The following is a 24750-nucleotide window of genomic DNA, read 5'->3' on the forward strand; positions in this document are numbered from 1 at the left end:
GATGACCGAGGACACGACCGCCGGCGCGCGCGCGATGCGGCGCGACGCACTGGCGCGGCGCGGCGCGCTGATCGAGGCGGCGCGCGCCTGTTTCGCGCGCTCGGGCTATTTCGTGCCGCTGGAGGAAGTCGCCGACGCCGCGGGGGTCGGGCGAGGAACCTTCTACCGCAATTTCAAGGACCGCATGGCGCTGGCGCTGGCGGTGTTCGAGCGCGAGATCGACCGGATGGCGCCGTTGATCGACGCGACGTTGTCGCTCGACCGCGCGCTCGCCAAGCTGGTGACCGAAGGGCGCGAGACGACGGCGCTGTTCGCGCGGCTGGCGATCGACATGCCGCTGGACGGCGAGAATCGTCAGGCGTTCGACGATCTGAAAGCGCGGCTGGAGCGGTTGCTGGTGCCGCTTGCCGCACGTGCGCATCGCGACGGGACGCTGGCGCCGACGATGGGCGCGCACGAGCTGGCGATCGCGATGCGGATGCTGGGCGCGCTGATCAACCCCGCGCCGGTCGAACGCCGTCAGACCTTGCTGGAGGAGGCGCTGGCGCTGATGATGGCCGGGCTACGGCCGCGCTGATCCGGCCGGGTCGGTCCAGCCGAGCCCGAGGCTTTTCTGGACCGCGATGTAATTGTTGGTGAGTTGCGCGCGGCCCTGTTCGGCGCCGATCGTCGCGGACAGCCGCTGCCGCTCGATATCGAGCTGATCGACCAATGTGCTGGTGCCGGCGTCGACGCGCTGCGCGTTGAGCGTGGCGGCGCGGGTGGCGGATTGTTCGGCGAGTAACAGTTGCGCGAGTTGCTGGCGCGCGTTGCCGAAGCGCGAGAGGCTGGTCTCGGCATCTTGCAATGCCTCCAGCACGGTCTGGCGATATTGCGCGTCGGCGGCATCGCGCTGCGCCTCGGCCTGACGGACCGCGGCGCGGTTGCGGCCGAAGTCGAGGAACGACCAGTTGAGCATCGGCGCGGCGACCGTCGCCAGCTTCGACGGATCGAGCACGTCGCTGATCCCGGTGCCGCCGAGCCCGAGGATGCCGAGCAGGTTGAGCGACGGGAATTTGCGCGCGGTGGCGACGCCGATCTGCGCGTTTCCTGCGGCCAGCGCGCGTTCGGCGGCGCGGATATCGGGGCGGTGCTGGATCAGCGCGGCGGGATCGCCGATCGGGACCTCCGCCGGGGGCAGCGGCACCGCGACGACGGTGGCGAGCGTCGCGTCGAGCGTGCCGGGCGCGCGGCCGGTGAGGACCGCGAGCTGGCCCTTGTATTCGTCGATCTGCGCGGCAAGCGGAATGGTCTGCGCATCGGTGCTGTTGAGCTGGTTGCGGAGCCGCTCGACCTGAAGCTGCGAGGCGGTGCCGGCGGCGTAGCGTTGCTCCACCAGCGTCAACTGGCGGCGTTGTAGTGCGCTCGACTGCGCGTTCAGGCGGGCGCGGGCCTGCGCGTCGCGCAGCGCGACATAGGCCTGCGCGACCTGCGCCGATAGCGTGACCTGCGCGTCGGCGAGCTGTGCGAAACGCTGCCCCTCGGTGGCGCGCTGCTGTTCGAGCGTGCGGCGACCGCCGCCGAACAGATCGGGTTCCCACGAGGCCATCGCGCCGAGATTGTAGAAGTCGAGCGTGGTGTCGCTGTTGCCGCCGCCCTGCTGCGCGCCGCCGAGGTTGGTGCCCGGCAGCCGCGCGTTCAGGTACACCGCGCTGGCGCTGACCGATGGCAGCCGCGCGGCGCGTTGCTGGCGATATTGCTCCTGCGCGGTACGCAAATTGGCCTGCGCGGCGTCGATCGTCGGGCTGTGCGCCAGCGCGTCGTCGACCAGCGCGTCGAGCGTCGGGTCGTTCAGCGTCTCCCACCAGCGTGCAAGCCCCGGTGCGGGGGTGAGCGCGGGGTCGGCGGCGCGGACGAATGTGCCGCGCGTCACCGCGTCGGAGGCGACCGCGGGCGGTCCCTTGTAGTCGGGGCCGACGGTGCATGCGCCGAGCAGCGCGAGCGTGAGAAGCGGGAGAGCGTGGCGCATCAGTGCATCGCCGCCGGCGCGGCGCCCCTGGGAAGCGGACGAAGGAAGAAGACGAGCGGGAGGACGACCAATGTGCCCATGCCCATGATCCAGAAGATGTCGTTATAGGTCATGACCAAGGCCTGCCCCTGTATCTGCTGGCCGAGCGCGCGGACCGCGGTCTGCGGGCCGCCGAGCGAATTGGCGGTCGCGGCCATATAGTCCTGCACGCGCACCGAATTGGCGTTGAGCGACTCCTCGATCCGGCGTGCGTGGAACCACGAGCGCTGGTCCTGAAGGATCGCGATCCCGGCCAGCGCGAAGCTGCCGCCCAGGTTGCGCATCGCGCTGAACAGCCCGGAGGCGTCGCCGGCCTCTGACGGCGGGACGGAGCGGATCGCGGCCTGGCTGAGGAACAGCATCGCCAGGATCTGCCCGACGCCGCGCAGCAATTGCGACTCGGTGAAGTCGCTGCCGACCGAATCGATCGTCAGATTGGCGTCGAGCAGCGCCGACGCGCCCATGATGAGCAGCCCCGCACCGACTGCCAGCCGGATGTCGACACGCACCAGCAGGATCGGGACGATCGCCATCATGAACAGGCTGGGGATGCCGGCGAGCAGCACGACCTTGCCCGATTGCAGCGCGTTGTAATTGGCGATCGCGGCAAGGAACTGCGGAATCGCATAGGACGTGCCGTAAAGGACGACGCCGAGCACCAGCCCCATGATCGCGACCGAGCCGAACTGGCGATCGAGCAGCAGCCGCAGCTTGATGACGGGCCGGCGCGAGACGAATTGTCCGGCGAGCAATAGCCCGAACCCGAGCACCGTCACCGCGAACATGTAGCGGATCAGCTCCGAGGAGAACCATTGCTCGCGCTGTCCTTCCTCGAGGAAGACGGTCAGCCCGCCGAGCCCGAGCGCGAGGCCGGCGATGCCGAGCCAGTCGGCCTCGCGGATCAAATGAAGCCGCGACGGTTCGTGGCGCAGCCCGATCAGCAGCAGCAGGACGAGGATGCCGCAGATCGGCACGTTGAGGAAGAAGGCATAGTGCCAGCTGATGTTCTCGGTCAGCCAGCCGCCGATCAGCGGGCCGAGCACCGGCCCCATGATCGCGGTCATCCCGAAGGCGGCGATGCCGATCGGTTGCTGCGACCGGGGCAGGCGCTGCGCGATGATCGTCTGCGCGGTCGGGATCATCGCGCCGCCGGTGAAGCCCTGACCGATCCGGCCGACGATCATCTGCGGCAGCGTGTCGGCCGCGCCGCAAATCACCGAGAAGATCGTGAACAGGATCGCGGCGATCAGCAGGAAGGTGCGCAGCCCCAGCAGCCGTTCCAGCCACGCCGCCATCGGGATGATGACGATCTCTGCGACCAGATAGGCGGTGGCGATCCACGTCCCCTCTGTGCCGCTCGCGCCGATTTCGCCCTGGATCGTCGGCAGCGCGGAGTTGACGATCGAGATGTCGAGCGTCGCCATGAACGCGCCGAGCGTGCCCGCCGCGACCGCGAGCCATGCGGCGAGATCGGCACGCTCCGCCCCGCCCGCGGGCAGGTGGCTGCGCTTCGCGACCGAAGCGCCGGGGGCCGCGCTGGCCATCGTCAGCGCTCCTGCCGGTTGGCCTTGCGTTGTTCGTCGCGCAGCCGCTCGATCTCGTCCTTTGCCGAGCGCGTGTCGACGGTGACCTCGACCGACAGGCCGGGGACGAGCAGGCGGCGGGTCTGCGGCGTCGCCTCCAGCGCGATCCGCACCGGCACGCGCTGCGTGATCTTGGTGAAATTGCCGGTCGCGTTCTGCGGCGGCAGCAGTGAGAATTGCGCGCCGGTGCCCGGCGAGAAGCTGGCGACACGCCCCTTCAGCACGATCCCGTCGAGTGCATCGACCTTGATCTCCGCGGGCTGGCCGGGACGCATCAGCGCGAGCTGCGTCTCCTTGAAATTGGCGGTGATATAGAGCTTGTCGAGCGGGACCAGCGACATCAGCCGCGTGCCGGTGCCGGCATATTGGCCGACGTTGACGGTCTTGTCGCCGACGCGCCCGTCGATTGCGGCGCGGATCAGCGTGGCGTTGAGGTCGACGCTGGCGGCGCTTTGCTGTGCGCGCGCGGCCTGCGCCTGCGCGAGCCCCTGCTTGATCTGCGTCTCGTAGGTGGCGACGCGGCGCTGCTGCATCGCGACCGCCGCTTCCTGCGCGCGCACCGCCTGCGCGGATTGCTGCGCGGCGAGCTGGAGCTGCGCGAGTTGCTGGCGGGTTTCCGCGCCCGAGGCGGCGAGCGGACGATAGCGCGCGACCTCGGCGGCGTCGTGCGCGGCCTTCTCGCGCGCGGAGGCGAGTTGCGCGCGCGCCTGATCGATCGCGGCATATTGTTCGCGGACCTGCGCGCGGGCGCTGTCGGCCTGTGCGTCGGCGACCGCGATCTGCGCCTCGGCCTGCGCGGCCTGCGCCTGCGAATTGCGCGGATCGATGCGGACCAGCGGCTGGCCGGCGCGGACGTCCTGATTATCGGTGACGAACACTTCGGCGACGTACCCCGCGACGCGTGGTGCGACGACGACCATGTCGGCGCGCACCTGCGCGTCGTTGGTGTCCTGCATGTACTGCCCGGTCGCCTGATAGCGCAGGTACCAGACCGTTCCCAGCGCCACGACGGCCAGCGCCACGACGATCAGGATCGTCCTGGCGCGCCCGCTCAGCTTGCGACGCGGCTGCTGCGCCGGGGGCGCATCGTCGCCGCCGGCATCGGGTTCGTTCGAGAGGTCGGCCGCTTCTGCCATCTGTTTCGTTCCGCTTGTTGCAGGCACGCCGCCGCGACGCCCGGCTTACCTAACCGGACAATATGTCCGCTTAGGCGGTTTTCGCAAGTGCGAATGCTGCATTGCACATGTTATTATGAGACAAATGGCGGATTATCTGCTGGGCGGGAGCGGATTGGCGCGATACGCTGTCACCGTTGCGCGACGTGTTGGCGCAGCGCAGGGGAGAATGTCGTCGGTGCAGCACGCTTTCGGTCGTAACCTGACCTATGGCCTTCACGAGACGCTGGGCCGCGCGATCGTCGTCGGGGATTATACCGACAAGTCGTTCCCGAACGAAGCCGATATCGTGCGCGAGCACGGCGTCAGCCGCTCGGTGACGCGCGAGGCGGTGAAGATGCTGGCCGCCAAGGGACTGCTCGGCGCGCGGCCGAAGCAGGGGACGTTCGTCCTGCCCGAAGAAGCGTGGAACCTGCTCGACCCTGATGTGCTGCGGTGGTTGCTGGAGCGCGAGGCGTCGATCGACCTGCTGCGCCACTTTAACGAATTGCGTGCGGGCGTCGAGCCGGAGGCGGCGGCGCTGGCCGCGCGTGGCGCCAGCGAGGAGCAGCAGGCAGGGATTTCCGCGGGGCTGGCGCGGATGGTCGCCGCCGAGCGCGGCGAGGACGATCCGCTTGATTCCGACATCGCCTTCCACGTCGCGGTCCTCCGCGCGTCGAACAATCCCTTCTTCCTTCAGTTCCGCGACATGGTGAGCACCGCGCTGCGCACCTCGATCCGCTTCACCAACCAGATTGCCGGGCGTACAGCCAATATCGCCGAGCATACCGCGGTTCGGGACGCGATCCTGGCGGGGGATGCGGATGGCGCCCATGCGGCGATGCGCGGGCTGATCGTCAACGTCCTGACGCTGATCGAGCCGTCCCCTTCGCCGTCGCTCCGGACTTGATCCGGGGCCCCGCTAACTTACGACCGTTGCCAAAGAAGCGGGGCCCCGGATCAAGTCCGGGGCGACGGTTCAAGGTGGCGGTTGTGCCCCGTCTATAGTGTCCGCAGCATCTGCGCCGGGCGCGCACGCAACGCCGGGATGCTGCCCGCGACGCCGATCCCGATCGTGACCGCGCTCGCCAACCCCAAAGTCGCCGCGACGCGCAGCCAGTCGGGTTCGAAGGCCATGTCGAAGACGTGCGTCACGACGTACCAGCCCGCCGCGCCCCCCGCGACCAGCGCCACCGCCGACAGCAGCGCGGCGAGCAGCGCATATTCGATCGCCTGCGCCGCGAGCACCTGCCGCATACTCCCGCCGAGCAGCTTGAGCACGACCGCGTCGTAGCGGCGCGCGCGCCCGGAGGCGGCGACCGCGCCGACCAGCACCGCGAGCCCGGCGAGCACCGTTCCCGCGGCGGCGACGCGCACTGCGGTCGCGATCTGGCCAAGCAGCGCCGACACCTGTCCGATCACGTCGCCGGTGCGGATCAGCGTGACCGCGGGCATCGCGCGCGCCACGCTGCGCGCGATCGCGCCGTCGCGGGCGGGCGGGGCATAGACGCTGGCGAGCAGGCTATGCGGCGCTTCCTCGATATAGCCGGGCGAGAAGACGATCGCGAAATTCAGGCCGAGCCCCCGCCAGTCGATCTTGCGCAGCGCCGCGATCCGCGCGGGCACGTCGACGCCGAGTACCGAGACGGTGATCGTATCGCCGATCCGAAGGCCGAGCGCCTGCGCGGCGCGATCCTCGATCGAGACGAGCGGCGGACCGTGATAATCGGCGGGCCACCAGCGGCCGGCGACGACCTGATTGCGGGGCGGGACGGTTGCCGACCAGGTCAGCGTGCGGTCGCCGCGGAGCACCCAGGCGTCGGCGGGCAGCGTCTTTAGCTGAGTCGTCGGCACACCCTTGATCGCGACGATCGCGCCGCGCAGCGACGGCACCGCCTCGATCCGGGCGTTGGGGGCGGCGCCAAGGACGGCAGTGCGGAAGGTCTTGGCTTCCTCTGCCGGCACGTCGGCGGCGAAGAAGCGCGGCGCGCGCGCGGGGGCGCTGCCGGCGAGTTCGGCGGACAGGCTCGCGTCGATCACGGCGAGCGCGACGAACAGCGAGAAGCCGAGCCCGAGCGCGACGACCAACCGGTCGGTCGCGGCGCCGGGGCGGTGGAGGTTGGCGAGCGCGAGCCTCGGCAGCGGCGCACGCGGACGCGGCAGCCGCGCGAGCAGGCGGCGCAGCGCGATCCCGACCAGCCACAGCAGCAGCACCAGCCCGGCGATCGCGGCGACGAACCCGGCGGCGAGCAGATGATCCGCCGCCGACCACACAGCGCGCCCGACCAACGCCCCGAGCAGCGCCGCCATCGCCGCGAGCACCCGCCATGATGGGCGGCCGGCGTCGGCGAGCGCGTCGCGGAGCAGGGTCGCAGCGGGAACCCGGCGCGCCTGCGCCAGCGCGGGGAGGGCGAACAGCAGCGCCACCAACGTGCCGAGCACGGCGGCGGTGACGAGCGGGAGCGGGTAGAGCGCGAGCCGTGGCGTGATCGGCAGCGCGTCCCCCGCCACCCGCGCGACGATCCACGGCACCGCCGCGCCGAGCGCCAGTCCGGGCAGCATGCCGGCCGCGCCGACCAGCGCCAGCTCGATCAGGAAGAGCCGCGCGATCAACGTCGAGCGCGCGCCGAGCACCTTGAGGGTCGCGACCATCTTCGTGCGCGCCGCGAGATAGGCGGTCACCCCGCTGCCGACCCCGACACCGGCGATCGCCAGCGCGGCGAGCCCCACGAGCAGCAGGAATTGCCCGAGCGTCGCGATCCCGCCGCGCAGGCCGCGCCCGGCATTTTCGGTGGTGCGCGGGGTCCAGCCCGCATCGGGGAAGCGCGCGGCGAGCCGCTTGCCGACCGCCTCGGCGCGCGCGGGATCGGCGAGCGCGATGCGATAGCCGCTGCGATACAGGCTGCCGGGCTGGAGCAGGGCGCTGGCGTCGAGCCCGGCCATGTCGACCAGCGCCGGGCTGCCGAGCGAGAAGCCGGCGCCGAGCTTATCGGGCTCCTCCGCGATCAGCCCGATGACGCGAAACGGCTGCGTCCCGAGCCGGATCGTGTCGCCGACCCGCGCGCCGAGCCGGTTGGCGAGCGCGGGGGCGATCGCGACCTGTGCGCCATGGGGGCGCGATGCCAGCGCGCCGGGGGCGAGGCGGAACCGCCCGACCAGCGGCCAGCGATCGTCGACCCCGCGCAGCTCGATCAATGTATCCTGATCGCCCTTATGCGCCATCGCGCGCAGCGACACCACCTCCGCGACCGGGCCGGCGGCGGTGAAGGCAGCCAGTTCCTCGGGGGTGGCGCGGCGTTGCGAGACGACCAGCTCGACATCGCCGCCCAGCATCGCGCGGCCCTGCGCATCGAGCGCGGCAAGCATCGCGGCGGACAGGCTGCCGATCCCGGCGAGCGCGGCGGTGCCGAGGAACAGGCACATCGCAAGCAACAGCAACCCGCGCCCGCCGCGGCGCAGGTCGCGGAAGGCGAGGGTGGTAGCAATGCTCACGCGCGGGGCGTATCGGCGACGATGCGGCCGTCGGCCAGCTCGACGACGCGGGCGCAGCGGGCGGCGAGCGCGGGGTCGTGGGTGATGACCAGCATCGTCGTGCCGGCTTCCGCGGCGCGCGCGAACAACAGGTCCATGATCGCCGCACCGGTGGTGGTGTCGAGGTTGCCGGTCGGCTCGTCGGCGAACAGCAGCGCGGGGCGTCCGACCAAGGCGCGCGCGATCGCGACGCGCTGTTGCTCGCCGCCGGAGAGTTGCGCGGGATAATGGCCGGTGCGTGCCGCGAGTCCGACCGCCGCCAGTTCGGCGCGGGCACGGTCGAAGGCGTCGGATTCGCCGGCAAGCTCCAGCGGCACCGCGACATTTTCGAGCGCGGTCATCGTCGGGAGCAGGTGGAAGGCCTGCAACACGATCCCGATCCGCCCGCGTCGCGCGACCGCCAGCGCATCCTCGTCGAGTTTGGTGAAGTCGAGCCCCACGACCTGAACCTCGCCCGCGCTCGGCCGCTCCAGCCCGGCGAGCACCGCCATCAGCGACGACTTGCCCGACCCCGACGCGCCGAGCAGCGCGACGGTCTCGCCGGTTTCCACCGTCAGGTCGATGCCGTGCAGGATGTCGACCCGCGCGGGCGGCTTGCCAAGCGCGAGGCGCACGTTGCGCGCCCGGATCGGAACGCTATCTGAAGCGGATGGAAAGCCGGTCACGAACACGTCGATACGGAGGGTGGTGGTGGCTTGTCCATCCGATCCTGCTGCTGTTGCTCGCCGCGCCGGCCTCGGCCGACCCGCGGGCGCCGTTGATATGGGCCTTCGGCGACAGTTTGACGGCGGGTTACGGGCTGCCCCCGGCGCAGGGCTTTCCCGCGCAATTGCAGGCCGAGCTGCGGCGGCAGGGTGTCGCGGCGACGGTGCGCAACGGCGGCGTGGCGGGCGACACCGCGGCGCAGGGGCGCGCGCGGCTGCGCTGGGGGCTGCGCGGGCTGAAGGCGCGGCCCGATCTGGTGATCGTCGAGCTGGGTGCGAACGATATGCTGCGCGGGCTGCCGGTGGCACAGGCGCAGGCGAACCTCGACCGGATCCTGACCGAATTGCGCGCGCGGAACATCCCGGTGCTGCTCGCCGGAATGCGCGCCGCGCCGAACATGGGCGGCGATTATGCGCGCGCGTTCGAGGGCATGTATCCGGCGCTGGCGAAGAAGCATCGCGTGGCGCTGTATCCGTTCTTCCTCGACGGCGTAGCAGGGCGGCGCGCGCTGTTTCAGGCGGATGGGCTGCACCCGGACCCGCGCGGCGTCGCGATCATCGTCCGGCGGATCGTGCCGCCGGTGCGGCGGGCGTTGAAGTAGCGGGGATCGCTTGGGGCTGCGGTCGGTTGGTGGCTGGCAAGGAGATGCGACCATGATGACCGATCCCGAAAAGCGCGACGACGACGATCAGGCGCAGGCGATGGAAGAGGCGCAGGAAGAAGCCGCCGAGGAACGTGAGGAAGAGGGCGGGTATCAGTAAGCTGCGCTGGCCTCGTTCCGTCGCCCCGGACTTGATCCGGGGCCCCGCTACTTCTTCTATGTGGAAAGAAAAAGCGGGATCCCGGATCAAGTCCGGGATGACGATAGGTTGGTGAGATCGTCCGGGGTGTTGATGTTGGCGAGCATCACGCCGGGCAGGACCGCCGAAGCGCCGATCGTCTCCGCCCAGCGGCGGATCGCGCGGGGCTTGTCGGCGAGCAGATGCGCGAGCAGCGGCTCGGCGAGAATGGCCGGCCACAGCCCGACCGTCGGCGCTTCCGCGGCATAGGCGGGCGCAGCGACGCGTAGCGCGGCGACGACCTCAAGAGGCAGGAACGGCGTGTCGCAGGCGGTGGACAGCACCGCGTCGAAGCCGTGATCTGCGGCGTAGGCGAGCGCGCCCGCGATCCCGCCGAGCGGGCCGAGGTCCGAGACGGGCAGGTCGGGAATGCACGTGACAGGCGCATCGGTGCGGCCGACGACGACGATCGTGTCGCAATGCAGGGTGATGCTGGCGATCGCATGATCGAGCAGCGCGCGTCCGTCGAGCGCGGCCAGCGCCTTGTCGCTGCCGAAGCGGGTCGCGCGGCCCCCGGCAAGGACGGCACCCAGCACTTTCATGAAGCGGAGAAGAGCGGCGATCCGCCCCCCGTCAGAGGGGCGGTATGCCGATGGGTCAGAGCGTGGTGAACACGACGCCGACCACCAGCGCCTGAGCCGCGAGAACCAGCACGGTGCTGGCCGCGGTTTCGAACATACGCATGGGGTTGGTCTCCGTTTGCCGGGTCATACCGGCAAACGGGCAGATGGAGTTTATTGCTTGACGGCGCAACAATCGAACAACGCATTCGCACTTGCACAAATTGCATCGGTCGATGTGACTGAATTTTAACGATCAGCCTTTCCGTCACGCCCCCCCCTCTCGCCGCCCCGGCAAATCCGGGACGACGGCAGGAAGCCGTGTCAGGCGCTGAACACGCGGTCGAAGATCGTGTCGACATGGCGGTAGTGGTAGCCGAGGTCGAACTTCTCGTCGATCTCGGCGGTCGAGAGCGCGGCGGTGACTTCGGGATCGGCCTTGAGCAATTCCTGCAACGACAGCGCGCCATCCGATTCCCATACTTTCATCGCGTTGCGCTGAACGAGGCGATAGGCGTCCTCGCGGCTGACCCCGGCCTGCGTCAGTGCCAGCAGCACGCGCTGCGAGTGGACCAGCCCGCCCATGCGGTCGAGGTTCTTCTGCATTCGCTCGGGATAGACGAGCAATTTGTCGACCACGCCGGTGAGCCGCGCGAGCGCGAAATCGAGCGTGATCGTCGCGTCCGGGCCGATGTAACGCTCGACCGAAGAGTGCGAGATGTCGCGTTCGTGCCACAAAGCGACGTTCTCGAGCGCGGGGGTGACGTAACCGCGCACCATTCGGGCGAGGCCGGTGAGATTTTCGGTGAGCACCGGGTTGCGCTTGTGCGGCATCGCCGACGACCCCTTCTGACCGGGCGAGAAATATTCCTCCGCCTCGAGCACCTCGGTGCGCTGCAGGTGGCGGACCTCGGTCGCGAGCCGCTCGACCGAGCTGGCGATCACGCCAAGCGTCGCGAAATACATCGCGTGGCGGTCGCGCGGGATGACCTGCGTCGAGACGGGCTCGATCGCGAGGCCGAGCTTGTCGGCGACATGCGCCTCGACGCGCGGGTCGACGTTGGCGAAGGTGCCGACCGCGCCCGAGATCGCGCACGTCGCGATGTCCTCGCGTGCCATCGCAAGCCGCGCGCGGTTGCGGCGGAACTCGGCATGGGCCTGCGCCAGCTTGAGCCCGAAGGTGACCGGCTCGGCATGGATGCCGTGGCTGCGCCCGATCGTCGGGGTCAGCTTGTGCTCCTTGGCGCGGCGCTCCAGCACCTCGAGCAGCCGGTCGAGGTCGGCGAGCAGGATGTCCGAGGCGCGCGCGAGCTGCACCGACAGCGTGGTGTCGAGCACGTCGGAGGAGGTCATCCCCTGGTGCATGAAGCGCGCCTCGTCGCCGACCTGCTCCGCGACCCACGTCAGGAAGGCGATGACGTCATGCTTGGTGACCGCCTCGATCGCGTCGATCGCGGCGACGTCGATCCGCGGGTTGGTCGCCCACCACGCCCATAGCGCTTCGGCGGCGCTCTTCGGCACCACGCCCAGTTCGGCCAGCGCGTCAGTGGCGTGCGCCTCGATCTCGAACCAGATGCGATAGCGCGCCTCCGGCTCCCAGATCGCGGCCATGTCGGGGCGGGAGTAGCGGGGGATCATGCGCGCGGTCCTTCAAGGAATAAGGGAGTCGGCGCGCGGGTAGCAGCGTGGGGGCGGGCGGGCAAATTCGGGCGGGCGTCGGTGCGAGCGGAGCGACGCAATCCCGCCAGCCCGGTGCACGCCGGCAGGCCGGACAGTGTGGCGGTGGTCGCGCCCGGCGCTTCCTCCACCGGGCCGTCGGTGCCGGCGCGCGCCTCGATCTGTGCGGCGTCTTCATGGACTGGAAACCTGCACCTGCCATGGCCGCGACCATGTATTCGTTCCAATTCGATCCCATGGCGGACCTGCTGGAGATCCGCTGGCACCGGACGTTCACCCCCGCCGACGTTCTGGTTTACAAGCACGAACTGATGCGCCGCTTTCTGGACGCACGCGTCCGGCCCGGTCACCGCCTGATGATCGACATGAGCGCGTGCGGCGCGCAGATGCAGGATACGCTGGCGGCGCTGGCGGATCACATGCGGCCGTTTCCGAAGGCGAGCCGCATCGCGATGGTCGCGGTCTCCCCGGTGCTGCGCGCGCAGGTGCGCCGCGTGATGAAGCAGCCATATATGACGCTGTTCGACGATGTGCAGGCGGCGCGTGCGTGGCTGATGGATGCCGCAGCCGCCTGAACCCCCGCCCCCCGTTGCTTCGCTACGCGCGCAATGTCGGGGGGGGCAGGGCCGATCGACATTCAGGCCCTTCGCACCGGGTCGGCGTTGTTTTGAACCCGGTCACCCCTGTTCGTCGCCCCGGACCCTACGACAAGCTCAGGAGAGCCTTGATTCGGGGCCCAGCTTCTTCCTGGCGAGCGAAGTGAGAAGAAGCGGGATCCCGGATCAAGTCCGGGATGACGGGAGAGGGGGTGAGGTTTCGACTTGATCCGAGGCCTGTTTTTCGGTGGTCGACAAAGAAGCTGGCCGCGGATCAGGGCCAGGGCGACGGGCCTATGTCAACCGGATCGTTAGCCCCTCGCGCGCGGAGCGGTAGATCGCCTCGACGATGCGGATGTCGCGCAATCCTTCCTCGCCCGAGACGATCGGTTCGCGCCCGTCGACCACGCATTGCGACAGATGATCGAGCTGCCCGGCGAATTGGGTCTTGCCGGGGCCGGGCGGGGGCGTGATTTCCTGTTCGCGCCCGTCGCGGCCGGTCCATAGCCGGTTGCCGTCATAGCGGGTGGCGGGTTCCAGCTCGACGCGTCCCTTGCTGCCCATCAGCAGGATGCGGTTCTGGTTGGCCGAATACATCGACTGGCATCCCGCCAGCGCGCCGGACGGAAATTCGAGCGTCCACTCGATCATGTCCTCGACCTCGCGGAAGCGCGGGTCATTGCGGTCGGTCGATTCGCGCGCGGTGACGGCGATCGGCTCCTCGCCGGTCATGTAGCGCGCGGCCTGCAGGCTGTAGACGCCCATGTCCATCAGCGACCCGCCGCCCGCCAGCGCCTTCTTCAACCGCCACGCATTGGGATCGCCAGCGGTGAAGCCATGTTCGGAGCGGACATAGCGGATCTTGCCGGTGTCGGGTTGTTTCGCCAGCCGCATCGCCGCGATGTTCGTCGCCTCGAAATGGCAGCGATAGCCGATCATCAGCTTGCGCTTGGCGGCCTTGCACGCGGCGATCATCGCCTCGCATTCCGCGACCGAGATCGCCATCGGCTTTTCGCACATCACATGCTTGCCGGCCTTGGCGGCGCGGATCGTATATTCGGCGTGCATCGAATTGGGCAGGCAGACATAGACGATGTCGACATCCGGGTTGTCGCGGATGCTGTCGAAATTGGCGTAGGAATAAATCGCCTTGTCCGACAGGCCATGTTCGGCGGCGACCTTCTTCGCCTTTGCCGCGTCGCCGCTGACCACCGCCGCCAGCCGGCTGTGCGTGCAATTCTTGAACTCGGGGATGATCCTGCCGAGGCCATAGCCGCCGAGCCCGACGATCGCATAGCCGAGCTTACGCTGCGACGGCTGTGCGCAGGCCCCTCCCGCCACCAGCAACGGCGCGGCCGCGATAAGCGTGCGGCGTCCGATCTCCATCCTCACCTCCCTGAATTATCGCGAGCAGGCTGCGGATCGCGGGCCGCAATGTCAACGCGTTCTATTTCAACGTCATAGGTAAGCCCGCCACCACCAGATCGACGCGGTCGGCGATGGCGGCGACGCGCTGGTTGACCCGGCCCGCCACGTCGCGGAAGCGTCGGGCGAGCGCATTGTCGGGGACGATGCCCCAGCCGACCTCGTTGGAAACGAGGATGATGTGCGCGCGTGATTGCGCCAGCGCGGCGACGAGCGCGTCGGTCGCGGCGTCGATGTCGGCATCGGCGAGCAGCAGGTTCGAGGTCCAGAGCGTCAGGCAATCGACCAGCAGCACGCCGTCGCCGACCGCCGCGATTGTCTCCGCGAGCGCGAGCGGGGCCTCGATCGTCGCCCATGCGGCGCTGCGGTCGGCGCGGTGGTGCGCGATCCGCTCCGCCATTTCGGCATCGAACGCCTGCGCGGTGGCGACGAACCGCCACGGCGCGGCGCACGCCTCCGCCAGCGCCTGTGCATGGCGGCTCTTGCCCGAGCGCGCGCCGCCCAGCACCAGTCGGATGCGCCAGGGATCGTCGGTCATCTTGGTCCTTGCCTGTCGCCATGCTATTGCGGATGGAGGCGATCCTTGCCGTAATTCGAGGCCCATGTCGCGCGATCTGACCTTCCACGGCGGCCGTATCGAAGCTGCGGCCCGGCTGTATCCCGACGCGCCGCGCCCGTGGCTGGACCTGTCGACGGGGATCAACCCCTATGCGTGGACGCCGCCGGCGGGGGTGGCGATCGACCAGCACCGGCTGCCATCGGGTGAGGCGCTGGCGGAGCTGCTGGCGGCGGCGGGCGCGGCGTTCGGGTTTGCGGGTGCGCTGGCGGCGGTGCCGGGGAGCGAGCTGGCGCTGCGGCTGCTGGCGACGCTCGATCTGCCGCGACCGTGGCATGTGGTGACGCCTTGTTATCGCACGCATCGCGACGCGTTGCCGGGCGCCGAGGCGATTGCGGCGGCGCGGATCGAAGCGGTGGCGGCGGGCGGTGGGACGGTGCTGCTCGCCAACCCCAACAATCCGGACGGGCGGCTGATCGCGCCTGACGTGTTGCTGTCGGTTGCGCGGACGCTGGGGGAGCGCGGCGGGATGCTGATCGTCGACGAGGCGTTTGCGGATGCGCTGGCGGGGGCGAGCGTGTTGCCGTTGCTGCGCGCGGACGATCCGGTCGTGGTGCTGCGGTCGTTCGGGAAGTTCTACGGATTGGCTGGGGTGCGGCTGGGGTTCGTGGGCGGTGAGCGATCGGTGGTGGCGCGGATCGCGGCGCTGCTGGGGGACTGGCCGGTGTCGGCGACGGCGCTGGCGTATGGCGCGGCGGCGTATCGCGACGTGGCATGGGCGGAGCGGATGCGGTTGCGGCTGGTGGCAGAGGCGGTCGATCTCGATGCGTTGCTGGCCGAGCGCGGGTTGATGGCGCGTGGCGCGTGTCCGTTGTTCCGGCTGGTCGAGATTGAAGATGCGGGGGCGGTGTTTGCGCGGCTCGCGGCGGCCGGTGTTCTGACGCGGCCGTTCGAGGAGCGGCCGGATTTGCTGCGGCTCGGCCTGCCGGGCGCGGGGTTCGGGCGGTTGGAAGCCGCCTTGGCCGCCGATGGCTGAGCCGGTCGCGCTGGCGGCGCTGGCGATCGACGTCGCGGTCGGTTGGCCGGCGTGGCTGTATGCGCGGGTCGGGCATCCGGTCGGCGCGATCGCGAGGGTGATCGGGGCGCTGGAAAAGTGGTGGAATCGTCCGGGGTTGCCGCGTCGGCTGCTTGGCGTCGCGACGATTGCGATTGTGGTGGCGCTGACGATTGTTGTCGCGCTGCTTGCCGAATGGGGTGTGCGGGCGCTTGGGTTCGGTTGGGCTGGGGTGGCGCTGCTGGCGTGGCCGGGGCTGGCGCAGCGGAGCCTCTACGTGCACGTCCGGCCGGTCGCCTTGGCACTGGCGCGGGGCGACCTGCCCGTGGCGCGGAGTGCGGTGGCGATGATCGTCGGGCGCGACACGGCGACGCTGGATCAGGCGGGGGTGGCGCGCGCGGCGATCGAGAGTCTGGCTGAGAGCTTTTGCGATGGGGTCGCCGCGCCGCTTTTCTGGTTGCTGGTCGGGGGCTTGCCGGGATTGTGGGCGTATAAGGCGGTCAATACCGCCGATAGCCTGATCGGGCATCGCGAGGAACGCTGGCGGGATTTCGGCTGGGCGGCGGCGCGGCTGGACGATGTCGCCAATCTGCTGCCGGCGCGTGTGGGGGCGGTGTTGATCTGCGTGGCCGGCGGGGGCGGGTGGCGGGTGATGTGGCGTGATGCGCGCAACCATGCCTCGCCGAACGCCGGCTGGACGGAGGCGGCGATGGCGGGGGTGCTCGGGCTGCGGCTCGCGGGGCCGATCGCCTATGACGGCGTCATCGCGGACAAATCGTGGATCGGGGACGGGCGCGCGGCGGCGTGCGCCGACGATGTGCGGCGCGCGCTGGCGGTGTACGGCCGCGCGTGCGGATTGTTGTGGGTTCTGGCGGGGATAGCGGCATGGGCAAGCTGATGCTGCAGGGGACCGGCTCCGACGTCGGCAAGTCGGTGCTGGTCGCGGGTCTGTGCCGTGCCTATGCCAATCGCGGGCTGACGGTGCGGCCATTCAAGCCGCAGAATATGTCGACCAATGCGGCGGTTACCGCGGATGGCGGCGAGATCGGGCGCGCGCAGGCGACGCAGGCGATCGCTGCGCGGGTCGCGCCGCATGTCGACATGAATCCGGTGCTGCTCAAGCCGCAGGGTGACCGCACCTCGCAGCTGATCGTGCGCGGGAAGATGCGCGGGACGCTGGCGGCGGCGCGGTGGCGCAAGGGGCGGGAGGGGTTGCTCGCCGAGGTGCTGGACAGCTTCAACACGCTGGAACGACAGGCCGATCTGGTGTTGGTCGAGGGGGCGGGGTCGCCGGCCGAGATCAATCTGCGTGCGGGCGATATCGCGAACATGGGGTTCGCGCGCGCCGCCAATGTGCCGGTGGTGCTGGTCGGCGATATCGATCGCGGCGGGGTGATCGCGTCGCTGGTGGGGACGCGCGCGGTGCTCGACGCCGAGGATGCGGCGATGGTGCGGGGCTTCATTATCAATCGGTTCCGGGGCGATCCGGCGCTGTTCGATGACGGTTATCGCGCGATCGAGGCGCGGAGCGGGTGGCGCGGGTTCGGGGTGGTGCCGTGGCTGACGGACGCGGCGCGGCTGCCGAGCGAGGATGGGGTGGTGCTGGAGCGCGCGCGGGCGCGGCCAGGCGGTAGGGTGTTGGTGGCGTGCCCGGTGACGCGGCATATCGCCAACTTCGACGATCTCGATCCACTGCGGCTCGATCCCACGATCGAGGTGGCGATGATTCCGCCGGGATCTCCGTTACCTGCGGAGGCGGCGCTGGTGGTGCTGCCGGGGTCGAAGGCGACGATCGCCGACCTTGTCTTCATCCGCGAGCAGGGCTGGGACATCGACTTGCTCGCGCATCGGCGCAGGGGCGGCGCGGTGCTGGGGCTGTGCGGCGGGTATCAGATGCTCGGGCGGACGGTCGCCGATCCGTTGGGGTTGGAGGGGCCGGCGGGGAGCGTGGCGGGGCTCGGGCTGCTGGCGGTCGATACCGTACTGGGGGGCAGCAAAATGCTGCGCGAGGTGCGCGGGGTGGCGCGCGGCGCGCCGTTTCATGGCTATGAAATGCACCTCGGTGCCACGACCGGCGCGGATACGGCGCGGGCGGTGGCGCGCTATGACGACGGGGGACACGATGGCGCGACGAGCGCCGACGGGCTGGTCGCCGGTACCTATGTCCACGGGCTGTTCGGGCTGGCGGCGCAGCGGCGCGCGTGGCTGGCGGCGGCGGGAGACGGGCCGGATCACGCCGCGTCGGTCGATGCCGCGCTGGACGCGATCGCGGCGGCGCTGGAGCGGCATCTCGATCTGGACGCGTTGCTCGCGGTCGCGCGTGGATCAGCCGCAGAGTAAGGCGGCGAGCAGCGCGCTTTCGACCAGCTCGATCCCCGCGCCATGCGCGTCGCCGTTGATGCCGCCGAGCCGGTGGCGGCACCATTTGGCATAGATCGCGACGAACAGCGGCGCGGCGAGCAGCGGCGGGGCGGCGACCGCCGCCAGCGCGAGCAGCGCGAGCCAGCCGGTCAGGTCGCGCGGGCGGACTGCGCTGGCCACCTGCGCGCCGAGCCCGCTGCCGAGCGGCGGGACCCAGCGCGCCCACGCCAGCGGCGCGATGCGCGCAGCGAACGGGATCAGCGCCACGCGCCAGTCACCGGCGAGCGCGCGGAGTAGGACGAGCTTGGCGATCAGCTGGAGCGCGATCGCGACGGTGGCGAAGCTGCCGACGTGCGGGTCGCGCAGCACCGCGAGCAGTCGCGTGTGGTCGCCATGCGCCGCGCCGACGCCGTCCGCGACATCGCCAAGCCCGTCGAGGTGGAGTGCGCCGGTGACCGCCACCCAGACGACCAGACCCGCGAGCGCGCCGGTCCACGGATCGTGCCGCGCGCCGAGCCACGCCGCCGCGGCGACCAGCGCGCCGATCACCGCGCCGACCAACGGGTAGAAGCGGATCGCGGCGGCGAAATCCTGCTGCGTGCCGGTAGTGCGCGGCACGGGCAAGCGGGTGAGGAAGGCGAAGGCGAGCCAGAGGCGGGTCATGGGTTCAGTTCGGCTGACGCGAGTCGTGATGCAAGGGCGCGGTAGCTTGGCCGTGGATTACGGGAAAATGCATTGGGGAACGACTTTCGGAAAACTTCGCCTCAATGCGTGATGCTGCCGTGAGCGAACCGCCCTTTTTCCCTTTTGCTGGTTCGTTTTTGGAAAGTGTCGAAGCCGGCTACACCAATAGACGATAGCGCCGCATGTGGAGATCGCCCCGTGCATACAGGTCGCTGTCGGCCGGGACCGCTAACGTCCCCTCAAAGCTGGCTCCGGCCTTCTCCAGCGTGCGGCACGATGCGGTATTCTCGGGCCGAACGGTGATCCAGATTTCGTCGAAACCGTGGCCCCGAGCGATCGGCACCAATGCTGTCAGCGCCTGGCTCGCATAGCCGCGCCCCCGATGTTCCGGCTCGACCTTGTATCCCACATGTCCGCCATACAGGCGCATGTAATCAGTATTGCCGAGGCGAAGTTGGATCGTGCCAACAACTTCGCCGCCAGCAACAATGTCGTAGAACTCAGCCGGTGCCCAACCACGTTCCGGGTCAGCCTCCGTCACCTTCTGCAACCTCAACGTGACCGCCATCAACGCCTCTGCTACCGCACAGCCTGCATGGTCTCGGCCGTACCGCCTACGTCGGTTGCTTTCATTCTCTTTCCCAAATGACCATCGTTTTCGGGAAAGGAATAAAGGCCGTGGGCCGGGTCGGTACGTCACTTCGACCCGGATTCGCGGGACCGACCGGCTGAAACCCACGCTCACACACGCAGCGCGACGACCTGCGCCGTATCGGGCCACAGCCGCAGCGTGAGTAGCGCGGCGCAGGGCAGGTCGAACGCCCAGACCTGTCGTGCGTCGAAGCCGCAGGCGCTGGCGAGCGCGGCGCGGATCGCGCCGCCGTGCGTCACGACCAGCGTCGCGTCGGGGAGGTCGGCGAGGGCGGCGGTTACGCGCGCGACCAGTGCCGACCAGCGTTCGCCGTGCGGGGGCGGCGCGGCATCGGGGTCGCGCCAGAAGGCGGCGAGTGCGTCGGTGGGGAGCGTGGCGGGATCGCGTCCGTCCCAGTCGCCGAAATCGAGTTCGCGCCAGCGCGCGTCGTGGTGGACCGGCGCGCCGAGCGCGGTGGCGCAATCGGCGGCGCGCGACAGGTCGGAGCTTACCACCTGCGTGAACGCCGCCCCGGCGGCGATGCGGGCGCAATCGGCGATGCCTTGCGGCGTCACCTTGACGTTGACGTGTCCGAGCAACAACCCCGGGCGTTCCGTCGTGCCGTGGCGCAGCAGGTGGACGGTGCGCGCCTCGGTCACGCCTCTGCCACGCCTGCCTGATCGAAGGTTGCCATCTGGTCGTGCGCGGCGAGGGCGGCGCGGACGATGCTGGCGGCGACCGCCGCGCCGCTCGCCTCGCCGAGCCGCATGTCGAGCGCGAGCAATGGCGTAAGGCCGAGCCGGTCGAGCAGCCGCTTATGGCCCGGCTCCGCGGAGACATGGCCGGCGAGGCAATGATCTACGATCCGCGGACGCGCGGCGGCGAGTGGGGCGAGCGCGGCGCCGACGATGAAGCCGTCGAGCAGCACCGGGATTAGTGCGTGGCGCGCGGCGAGGATCGCGCCCGCGATCGCGGCGATCTCCCGCCCGCCCAGCCGGCGGAGGCGTTCGAAGGGTGTCGTTGCCTCGGCATGGCAGGCAAGCGCCGCATCGACCGCCGCGACCTTGGCGGCGAGCGCCGGGCCGTGGACGCCGGTGCCGGGGCCGACCCAGTCCGCGCCGCTGCCGCCGAAGCTGGCGGCGCACAAGGCGGCGGCGGGGGTGGTGTTGCCGATCCCCATGTCGCCCGGGATCAGCAGGTCGGTGCCCGGTCGCACCGCCGCCGCGCCGGCATCGAGCGCGTCGAGACATTCCGCCTCGCTCATCGCGGCCTCGTGCGTGATGTCGCCGGTCGACTGGTCGAGCGCGAGCGGGACGACGGTCAGCGACAGGCCGGCGGCGGCGGCGAGCGCGTTGATCGCCGCGCCGCCTTCGCGGAAATTGGCGACCATCTGCGCGGTGACGGCGGGGGGAAAGGCGCTGACCCCGCGCGCGGCGACGCCGTGGTTGCCCGCGAAGATCACGACGCGGCCGTCGTCGAGCCGCGGGCGGGAGTCGCGCTGCCACGCCGCCATGAACAGGGCGATCTCCTCGAGCCGGCCGAGCGAGCCGGCGGGCTTGGTCAGCCGCGCCTGTCGTGCCGCAGCGGCGGCGCGCGTCGCGGCGTCGGGCGCGGGCAGTTCGGCGAGCGCGGCGTCGAACGCGGCGACGGAGTCGATACGCATCACGTCACCACGTGCCCGGCGGGGGGCACGCGGACGATGAAGTGACCCTTCACGCCGTCTGGCCAGAGCGCATAGGGCACCTGTCCGGTGGCGCTTTCGACATAATGGCGCATGAAGGTCATGATCGCGTCGGCAGCGGTTTCGTCGGGGGTGAAGCCGCCGAGCACATAGCCGATCTTGCCGGGCGCGCGCAGGTGGATCGTGCAATGCCGGTCGCAGGCGAACAGGCAGGGCATTTCCTGCACGGCGATGGTTTCGAGGAGCGGGTCGCGGGACTGCACCGTGCGCAGCGCGGCGGCGAGCGTTGCGCCGCCGCGTTGCCCATCGGCCCCGTCGCGCGCGGTCGCGGAATGGCGGCAGCTGTTGCAGGCGACCACGGCGGGGCCGTCCTCGACGGGGACGAGGGTCATGTCAGCGGCCTTCGGGGGTGTGGGCGTTTGCGTGGAGTACCGTCATTGCGAGCGTAGCGAAGCAATCCAGGGCGTCCTGGTCCGGCTCTGGATTGCTTCGCTCCGCTCGCAATGACGCACAGGTAGGCCGCCCTTTCGCCAGGAAGAAGCGGGGCCCCGGATCAAGTCCGGGGCGACGGAGGGAGGGGGGCCGACTGTTCACCACCGCCCGATCAGAAACGCCCGCGAAGGCCGGCGTAGACGCTGCGGCCGAGCGTGCCGTAGCGGGCGATCGTCTCGTAGCGCTCGTCGAACAGATTCTCCACGCGTGCGAACAACCGGACGGTGGGCGACAGCGGCAGCTCGCCACGCAGGTCGACCAGCGTATAGCCGTTGAGCCGGGTGGCGTTGCTGGCATTGTCGAACGACTTGCCCGCGAAGCGCGCCGCGACGCCGAGCGAGCCGGACTCCGCGAACGTGTAGGTGGCTGCGACATTGGCGGTGTCGCGCGGGCGGCGCGGCAGCCAGTTGCCAAAGGTGCGGCCCGGCGAACGGTCCTCCGACAGCACCCAGCTGTAATTGCCATCGAGGCTGAGGTGTTCGCCGACCTGCGCGCGCGCGACCGCCTCGACGCCGCGCGCGAAGGCGCGGGCGACATTCTGGTAGTAACCGAAGCGCTGCTCGGTGGTCGAACCCGGCACGAAGCACAGCGGATCGGTGGTGCCGGGGTTGCAGCCGGTGTAGACGATCTGGTCGCGGCTGCGGCGCTCGAAATAGGTGCCGCCGAGCGCGAAGCGCCCGTCCATGAAGCGCTGCTCGGCCCCGGCTTCCCAGCCCTTGGCGCGCTCGGGATTGAGCGCCTGATTGCCGTACTCCGAGAAGAGCTGGTAGAGCGTCGGTGCCTTGAAGCCCTCGCTGTAGCTGGCGCGCAGCACGGTGCCGGTCGGCAGCACCCAGTTCGCGCCGCCCGCGAACAGCGTCTGCGTGCCGAAGCGGCTGTGATCGTCGTGGCGCACGCCGCCGTTGATGGTCAGCCCGTCGAGCGGCGAGACGTTGAGCTGGCCGTAGAAGCTGGTCAGCTCGGCCCGGCCGCGCGCGGGGGCGCCGAGCGCATAGGGGGGCACGAAGTCCGAAGAGGCGGTGCTGAAGCGGCTGACCTCGTTCTCGACGCCGAACACCGCGTCGACACCCTTGGTCACCGCGAGCGTGCCCTGATATTCGAGGCGATGGTTGCGACCGAGCGCGGCGAAGGTCTGTGTCTGCTCGACCTGATCGGGGTTGTAATTGTCGCGGTCGGTGTCGGTATAGCCATAGCCGACGCGGTTGCGGAGCCGCGCGTCGAACAGGTCGATGTTGAGGCCGGCATAGCCGACGAACTCGCGGGTCAGGCCATATTCGGGGGTGTCGCCGCTGAAGCCGTCGAAGTCGTTGCGGCCGTTGGCGTAGGAGCCGCGCAGGTCGGCGCTGATGCCGGGGGCGATCGTGAGGACGGCGCGCGCCTGCACGTTCTGGTTGGTGTAGCCGTCACGCTCGGTCCCGGCCTTGAGCGCGGAGATGCCGTCGGTGGTGAACGTCTGCGCGCCGACGCGCCATGCCAGCGGGCCGGTGGTGCCGCCGAGCGCGGCGCGCGCGCTGACCGTCTCGCGCGAGCCGCCTTCGAGGTCGATGCTGCCTTCGAGCGCGGCGGTCGGCAGTGGGGTGACGATGTTGACGACGCCGCCGATCGCCTGGCTGCCCCACAGGATCGACTGCGGCCCACGCAGCACCTCGATCCGCGACGCGTCGCCGATCAGCAGGTTGGCGAAATTATAGCCGCCGCCGGGCGAGGACGGGTCGTTGATCTTGACCCCGTCGATGACGACGACGGTCTGGTCCGACTCGGCGCCGCGCATGCGCAGCGAGGTGCTGGTGCCATAGCCGCCGTTGCGCGACAGCGAGACGCCGGGGGTGCGCAGCAACAGGTCGGCCACCGACAGGTCCTGCGCGCGGTCGATCGCGGTCTTGTCGAGCACGGTGACCGAGGCGGTGACGCGATCGGCGTCGACCGGCGCGCGATTGGCGGCGACGACGATGTCCGCGCCGGTGTCGGTGGCGGCGGCATCGGGACGCGGCGCTTCTTGCGCGAGCGCGGCGGTGGAGCAGAGGAGCAGAGGGAGGGCGGCGAGACGATGGAACACGATTGGTAACCCCTTGTGACGACGTGAAGCCGGGGGCGTGCCGCCGCGCGCGAGCTTCCTCGCGGCGTCGACCGCCCACGGCGGTTGGCTATCGTCACGCTGGGTCCGTCCGCCGGCTTTGCGCCGTGCGGCCTTCCCGTCCGTTCGGCGCACCCTGGCCGAGCGAAGGACGATCACGAACAGGCAGGTCTCCTGGCTCACGGGTCATCGCCGATGCGCGCCGCCTTCTCAGCCCGGTGCGGGGCCAATGGCGTGTGGCGCGCGGGCTCGCCGCTTACAGTTGCAGGGGCAGCCGGGGTTTACCCGTTCCCTTTTGATCCCCGGTCAGGGGGAACCTGTCGCGGCGCGCGCCCTAGCCGGGGGCGGGGCGCGGGTCAATTGCGCGGAGCATCGTCATTCCCGCGAAGGCGGGAATCCAGAACCTCTGACGTTTCGCTTCTATCGACGGACCTGCGCGTCTGGATTCCCGCCTTCGCGGGAATGACGAACGATTAGAACTCCACCCCGGCCTGCGCCTTCACGCCGGCGCGGAACGGGTGTTTGACCTGCGTCATCTCGGTGACCAGATCGGCGGCCGCGATCAGCGCGTCGGGCGCGTTGCGGCCGGTGATGACCAGATGCTTCATCGGCGCGCGCGCGGTCGCCACCGCCACCACCTCGTCGACGGGAAGGTAATCGTAGCGCAGCACGATGTTCAGCTCGTCGGCGATCACCATCGCGATGTCCGGATCGGCGAGCATCCGCTGCACCTCGTCCCACGCCGCGCGGGCACTCGCCACGTCGGCCGCGCGGTCCTGCGTGTCCCAGGTGAAGCCATCCCCCATCGTGCGGAATTCGATCAGCTCGGGAAAGGCGTCGAAGATCGCCTTCTCGCCGGTGGTCATAGCGCCCTTCACGAACTGGACGACGCCGACCTTCATCCCGTGCCCCATCGCGCGCACTGCCATGCCGAAGGCGGCGGTCGACTTGCCCTTGCCCGCGCCGGTGTGGACGATCAGCAGGCCCTTCTCGACCGTCTTGCCCTCCATCATCACGCGGCGCGCGGCCTGCACGCGGCGCATCTTGTCGTTGTGGCGGGCGTCGCGATCGTCGGTCATGCGCAGCGAGGTAGCGGCAAG

At 70.1% G+C, this 24750-nt stretch carries 24 protein-coding genes and 1 riboswitch; of the genes, 7 read left to right on the plus strand and 17 right to left on the minus strand.

Annotated elements, in window-relative coordinates; translation table 11 throughout:
• The first annotated feature begins 1 nt into the window (after position 1).
• A complete protein-coding gene (locus SPHPH_RS20590; protein WP_051273099.1) occupies positions 2-577 on the plus strand; it encodes a TetR/AcrR family transcriptional regulator in 576 nt (191 codons plus the stop codon).
• Here the strand turns inward: SPHPH_RS20590 and SPHPH_RS0117165 are convergent.
• The 3 genes from SPHPH_RS0117165 to SPHPH_RS0117175 are packed head-to-tail and all read right to left on the minus strand — an operon-like array spanning position 563 to position 4766.
• The gene (locus tag SPHPH_RS0117165; RefSeq protein ID WP_028967802.1) at positions 563-2008 is read right to left on the minus strand and encodes an efflux transporter outer membrane subunit; all 1446 of its coding nucleotides are present in this window, start codon (positions 2006-2008) and stop codon (positions 563-565) included. The genes SPHPH_RS20590 and SPHPH_RS0117165 overlap by 15 nt on opposite strands.
• Complete coding sequence (locus SPHPH_RS0117170) at positions 2008-3591, minus strand: MDR family MFS transporter (protein ID WP_028967803.1); 1584 nt, start codon at positions 3589-3591, stop codon at positions 2008-2010. The genes SPHPH_RS0117165 and SPHPH_RS0117170 overlap by 1 nt, the downstream gene beginning before the upstream one ends.
• A gap of 2 nt (positions 3592-3593) precedes the next feature.
• On the minus strand, positions 3594-4766 hold the full coding sequence (locus tag SPHPH_RS0117175; RefSeq protein WP_028967804.1) for an HlyD family secretion protein: 1173 nt from the start codon (positions 4764-4766) through the stop codon (positions 3594-3596).
• 217 nt (positions 4767-4983) lie between these two features.
• On the opposite strand from SPHPH_RS0117175, the gene SPHPH_RS0117180 reads away from it, so the two are divergent.
• On the plus strand, positions 4984-5694 hold the full coding sequence (locus SPHPH_RS0117180; RefSeq protein WP_420329295.1) for a FadR/GntR family transcriptional regulator: 711 nt from the start codon (positions 4984-4986) through the stop codon (positions 5692-5694).
• A gap of 92 nt (positions 5695-5786) precedes the next feature.
• Here the strand turns inward: SPHPH_RS0117180 and SPHPH_RS0117185 are convergent, their stop codons facing one another.
• Positions 5787-8276: an ABC transporter permease gene (locus SPHPH_RS0117185; RefSeq protein ID WP_028967806.1), complete on the minus strand. Its 2490-nt coding sequence runs from the start codon at positions 8274-8276 to the stop codon at positions 5787-5789.
• Positions 8273-8980, minus strand: a complete 708-nt coding sequence (locus SPHPH_RS0117190) for an ABC transporter ATP-binding protein (RefSeq protein ID WP_051273100.1) — start codon at positions 8978-8980, stop codon at positions 8273-8275. The genes SPHPH_RS0117185 and SPHPH_RS0117190 overlap by 4 nt, the downstream gene beginning before the upstream one ends.
• Between SPHPH_RS0117190 and SPHPH_RS0117195 the strand changes: the two genes are divergently transcribed.
• Entirely contained in the window at positions 8965-9621 is a 657-nt protein-coding gene (locus tag SPHPH_RS0117195; RefSeq protein WP_051273102.1) for an arylesterase, read from the plus strand. The genes SPHPH_RS0117190 and SPHPH_RS0117195 overlap by 16 nt on opposite strands.
• A gap of 246 nt (positions 9622-9867) precedes the next feature.
• On the opposite strand, the gene mobA is transcribed toward SPHPH_RS0117195, so the two are convergent.
• From mobA to purB, 3 genes are all read right to left on the minus strand, one after another.
• A complete protein-coding gene (gene mobA / locus SPHPH_RS0117205) occupies positions 9868-10401 on the minus strand; it encodes a molybdenum cofactor guanylyltransferase (protein WP_028967809.1) in 534 nt (177 codons plus the stop codon).
• A gap of 55 nt (positions 10402-10456) precedes the next feature.
• On the minus strand, positions 10457-10615 hold the full coding sequence (locus SPHPH_RS21620; protein WP_238303175.1) for a hypothetical protein: 159 nt from the start codon (positions 10613-10615) through the stop codon (positions 10457-10459).
• Positions 10616-10743: 128 nt separating this feature from the next.
• Positions 10744-12057, minus strand: a complete 1314-nt coding sequence (gene purB / locus SPHPH_RS0117215) for an adenylosuccinate lyase (protein WP_028967810.1) — start codon at positions 12055-12057, stop codon at positions 10744-10746.
• A gap of 47 nt (positions 12058-12104) precedes the next feature.
• Between purB and SPHPH_RS0117220 the strand changes: the two genes are divergently transcribed.
• Positions 12105-12671, plus strand: coding sequence for a class I SAM-dependent methyltransferase (locus tag SPHPH_RS0117220; RefSeq protein ID WP_156026082.1), 567 nt, complete (start codon positions 12105-12107; stop codon positions 12669-12671).
• 315 nt (positions 12672-12986) lie between these two features.
• Here SPHPH_RS0117220 and SPHPH_RS0117225 read toward each other — a convergent pair whose 3' ends face one another.
• The gene (locus tag SPHPH_RS0117225; protein ID WP_028967812.1) at positions 12987-14078 is read right to left on the minus strand and encodes a Gfo/Idh/MocA family protein; all 1092 of its coding nucleotides are present in this window, start codon (positions 14076-14078) and stop codon (positions 12987-12989) included.
• Positions 14079-14139: 61 nt separating this feature from the next.
• Positions 14140-14655, minus strand: a complete 516-nt coding sequence (cobU, locus tag SPHPH_RS0117230; protein ID WP_028967813.1) for a bifunctional adenosylcobinamide kinase/adenosylcobinamide-phosphate guanylyltransferase — start codon at positions 14653-14655, stop codon at positions 14140-14142.
• A gap of 64 nt (positions 14656-14719) precedes the next feature.
• Here cobU and SPHPH_RS0117235 point away from each other — a divergent pair, with 64 nt between their 5' ends.
• The 3 genes from SPHPH_RS0117235 to SPHPH_RS0117245 are packed head-to-tail and all read left to right on the plus strand — an operon-like array spanning position 14720 to position 18067.
• Positions 14720-15709, plus strand: a complete 990-nt coding sequence (locus tag SPHPH_RS0117235; RefSeq protein WP_028967814.1) for an aminotransferase class I/II-fold pyridoxal phosphate-dependent enzyme — start codon at positions 14720-14722, stop codon at positions 15707-15709.
• Positions 15702-16625, plus strand: a complete 924-nt coding sequence (cbiB, locus tag SPHPH_RS0117240) for an adenosylcobinamide-phosphate synthase CbiB (protein WP_028967815.1) — start codon at positions 15702-15704, stop codon at positions 16623-16625. The genes SPHPH_RS0117235 and cbiB overlap by 8 nt, the downstream gene beginning before the upstream one ends.
• Positions 16613-18067, plus strand: coding sequence for a cobyric acid synthase (locus SPHPH_RS0117245; protein ID WP_028967816.1), 1455 nt, complete (start codon positions 16613-16615; stop codon positions 18065-18067). Before cbiB ends, SPHPH_RS0117245 begins: the two co-directional genes overlap by 13 nt.
• Here the strand turns inward: SPHPH_RS0117245 and SPHPH_RS0117250 are convergent.
• The 7 genes from SPHPH_RS0117250 to cobO form a co-directional block, all read right to left on the minus strand.
• Positions 18053-18751, minus strand: coding sequence for an adenosylcobinamide-GDP ribazoletransferase (locus tag SPHPH_RS0117250; protein ID WP_028967817.1), 699 nt, complete (start codon positions 18749-18751; stop codon positions 18053-18055). The genes SPHPH_RS0117245 and SPHPH_RS0117250 overlap by 15 nt on opposite strands.
• Positions 18752-18929: 178 nt before the next feature.
• Entirely contained in the window at positions 18930-19340 is a 411-nt protein-coding gene (locus tag SPHPH_RS0117255; RefSeq protein ID WP_051273106.1) for a GNAT family N-acetyltransferase, read from the minus strand.
• Between the two features lie 173 nt (positions 19341-19513).
• Positions 19514-20062 (minus strand): histidine phosphatase family protein, encoded by a 549-nt coding sequence (locus SPHPH_RS0117260; protein WP_028967819.1) that lies wholly within the window; start codon positions 20060-20062, stop codon positions 19514-19516.
• On the minus strand, positions 20059-21066 hold the full coding sequence (gene cobT / locus SPHPH_RS0117265) for a nicotinate-nucleotide--dimethylbenzimidazole phosphoribosyltransferase (protein ID WP_156026083.1): 1008 nt from the start codon (positions 21064-21066) through the stop codon (positions 20059-20061). The genes SPHPH_RS0117260 and cobT overlap by 4 nt, the downstream gene beginning before the upstream one ends.
• Complete coding sequence (locus SPHPH_RS0117270) at positions 21066-21476, minus strand: DUF1636 domain-containing protein (RefSeq protein WP_028967821.1); 411 nt, start codon at positions 21474-21476, stop codon at positions 21066-21068. The genes cobT and SPHPH_RS0117270 overlap by 1 nt, the downstream gene beginning before the upstream one ends.
• Before the next feature lie 212 nt (positions 21477-21688).
• Positions 21689-23632 (minus strand): TonB-dependent receptor plug domain-containing protein, encoded by a 1944-nt coding sequence (locus tag SPHPH_RS0117275; RefSeq protein WP_037488791.1) that lies wholly within the window; start codon positions 23630-23632, stop codon positions 21689-21691.
• A 165-nt stretch (positions 23633-23797) separates the two neighbouring features.
• A riboswitch (cobalamin riboswitch) is annotated at positions 23798-23986 on the minus strand.
• 137 nt (positions 23987-24123) lie between these two features.
• Positions 24124-24729 carry a cob(I)yrinic acid a,c-diamide adenosyltransferase gene (gene cobO, locus SPHPH_RS0117280; protein WP_028967823.1) on the minus strand — a complete coding sequence of 202 codons (606 nt, stop codon included), beginning with the start codon at positions 24727-24729 and terminating at the stop codon, positions 24124-24126.
• Positions 24730-24750 lie beyond the last annotated feature (21 nt).

It is taken from the genome of Sphingomonas phyllosphaerae FA2, from assembly GCF_000427645.1.
Taxonomy (GTDB): Bacteria; Pseudomonadota; Alphaproteobacteria; order Sphingomonadales; family Sphingomonadaceae; genus Sphingomonas; species Sphingomonas phyllosphaerae.

Bases quoted from the DNA above. Each gene is read 5' to 3' on its own strand.
- SPHPH_RS0117250 (WP_028967817.1), bottom strand. From the start codon at position 18,751: ATGACCCGCCTCTGGCTCGCCTTCGCCTTCCTCACCCGCTTGCCCGTG.
- SPHPH_RS20590 (WP_051273099.1), top strand. From the start codon at position 2: ATGACCGAGGACACGACCGCCGGCGCGCGCGCGATGCGGCGCGACGCA.
- cobO (WP_028967823.1), bottom strand. From the start codon at position 24,729: ATGACCGACGATCGCGACGCCCGCCACAACGACAAGATGCGCCGCGTG.
- SPHPH_RS0117245 (WP_028967816.1), top strand. From the start codon at position 16,613: ATGGGCAAGCTGATGCTGCAGGGGACCGGCTCCGACGTCGGCAAGTCG.
- SPHPH_RS0117255 (WP_051273106.1), bottom strand. From the start codon at position 19,340: ATGGCGGTCACGTTGAGGTTGCAGAAGGTGACGGAGGCTGACCCGGAA.
- SPHPH_RS0117165 (WP_028967802.1), bottom strand. From the start codon at position 2,008: ATGCGCCACGCTCTCCCGCTTCTCACGCTCGCGCTGCTCGGCGCATGC.
- purB (WP_028967810.1), bottom strand. From the start codon at position 12,057: ATGATCCCCCGCTACTCCCGCCCCGACATGGCCGCGATCTGGGAGCCG.
- cobT (WP_156026083.1), bottom strand. From the start codon at position 21,066: ATGCGTATCGACTCCGTCGCCGCGTTCGACGCCGCGCTCGCCGAACTG.
- SPHPH_RS0117195 (WP_051273102.1), top strand. From the start codon at position 8,965: ATGGAAAGCCGGTCACGAACACGTCGATACGGAGGGTGGTGGTGGCTT.
- SPHPH_RS0117270 (WP_028967821.1), bottom strand. From the start codon at position 21,476: ATGACCCTCGTCCCCGTCGAGGACGGCCCCGCCGTGGTCGCCTGCAAC.
- SPHPH_RS0117235 (WP_028967814.1), top strand. From the start codon at position 14,720: ATGTCGCGCGATCTGACCTTCCACGGCGGCCGTATCGAAGCTGCGGCC.
- SPHPH_RS0117175 (WP_028967804.1), bottom strand. From the start codon at position 4,766: ATGGCAGAAGCGGCCGACCTCTCGAACGAACCCGATGCCGGCGGCGAC.
- mobA (WP_028967809.1), bottom strand. From the start codon at position 10,401: ATGAAAGTGCTGGGTGCCGTCCTTGCCGGGGGCCGCGCGACCCGCTTC.
- SPHPH_RS0117170 (WP_028967803.1), bottom strand. From the start codon at position 3,591: ATGGCCAGCGCGGCCCCCGGCGCTTCGGTCGCGAAGCGCAGCCACCTG.
- SPHPH_RS0117225 (WP_028967812.1), bottom strand. From the start codon at position 14,078: ATGGAGATCGGACGCCGCACGCTTATCGCGGCCGCGCCGTTGCTGGTG.
- cobU (WP_028967813.1), bottom strand. From the start codon at position 14,655: ATGACCGACGATCCCTGGCGCATCCGACTGGTGCTGGGCGGCGCGCGC.
- cbiB (WP_028967815.1), top strand. From the start codon at position 15,702: ATGGCTGAGCCGGTCGCGCTGGCGGCGCTGGCGATCGACGTCGCGGTC.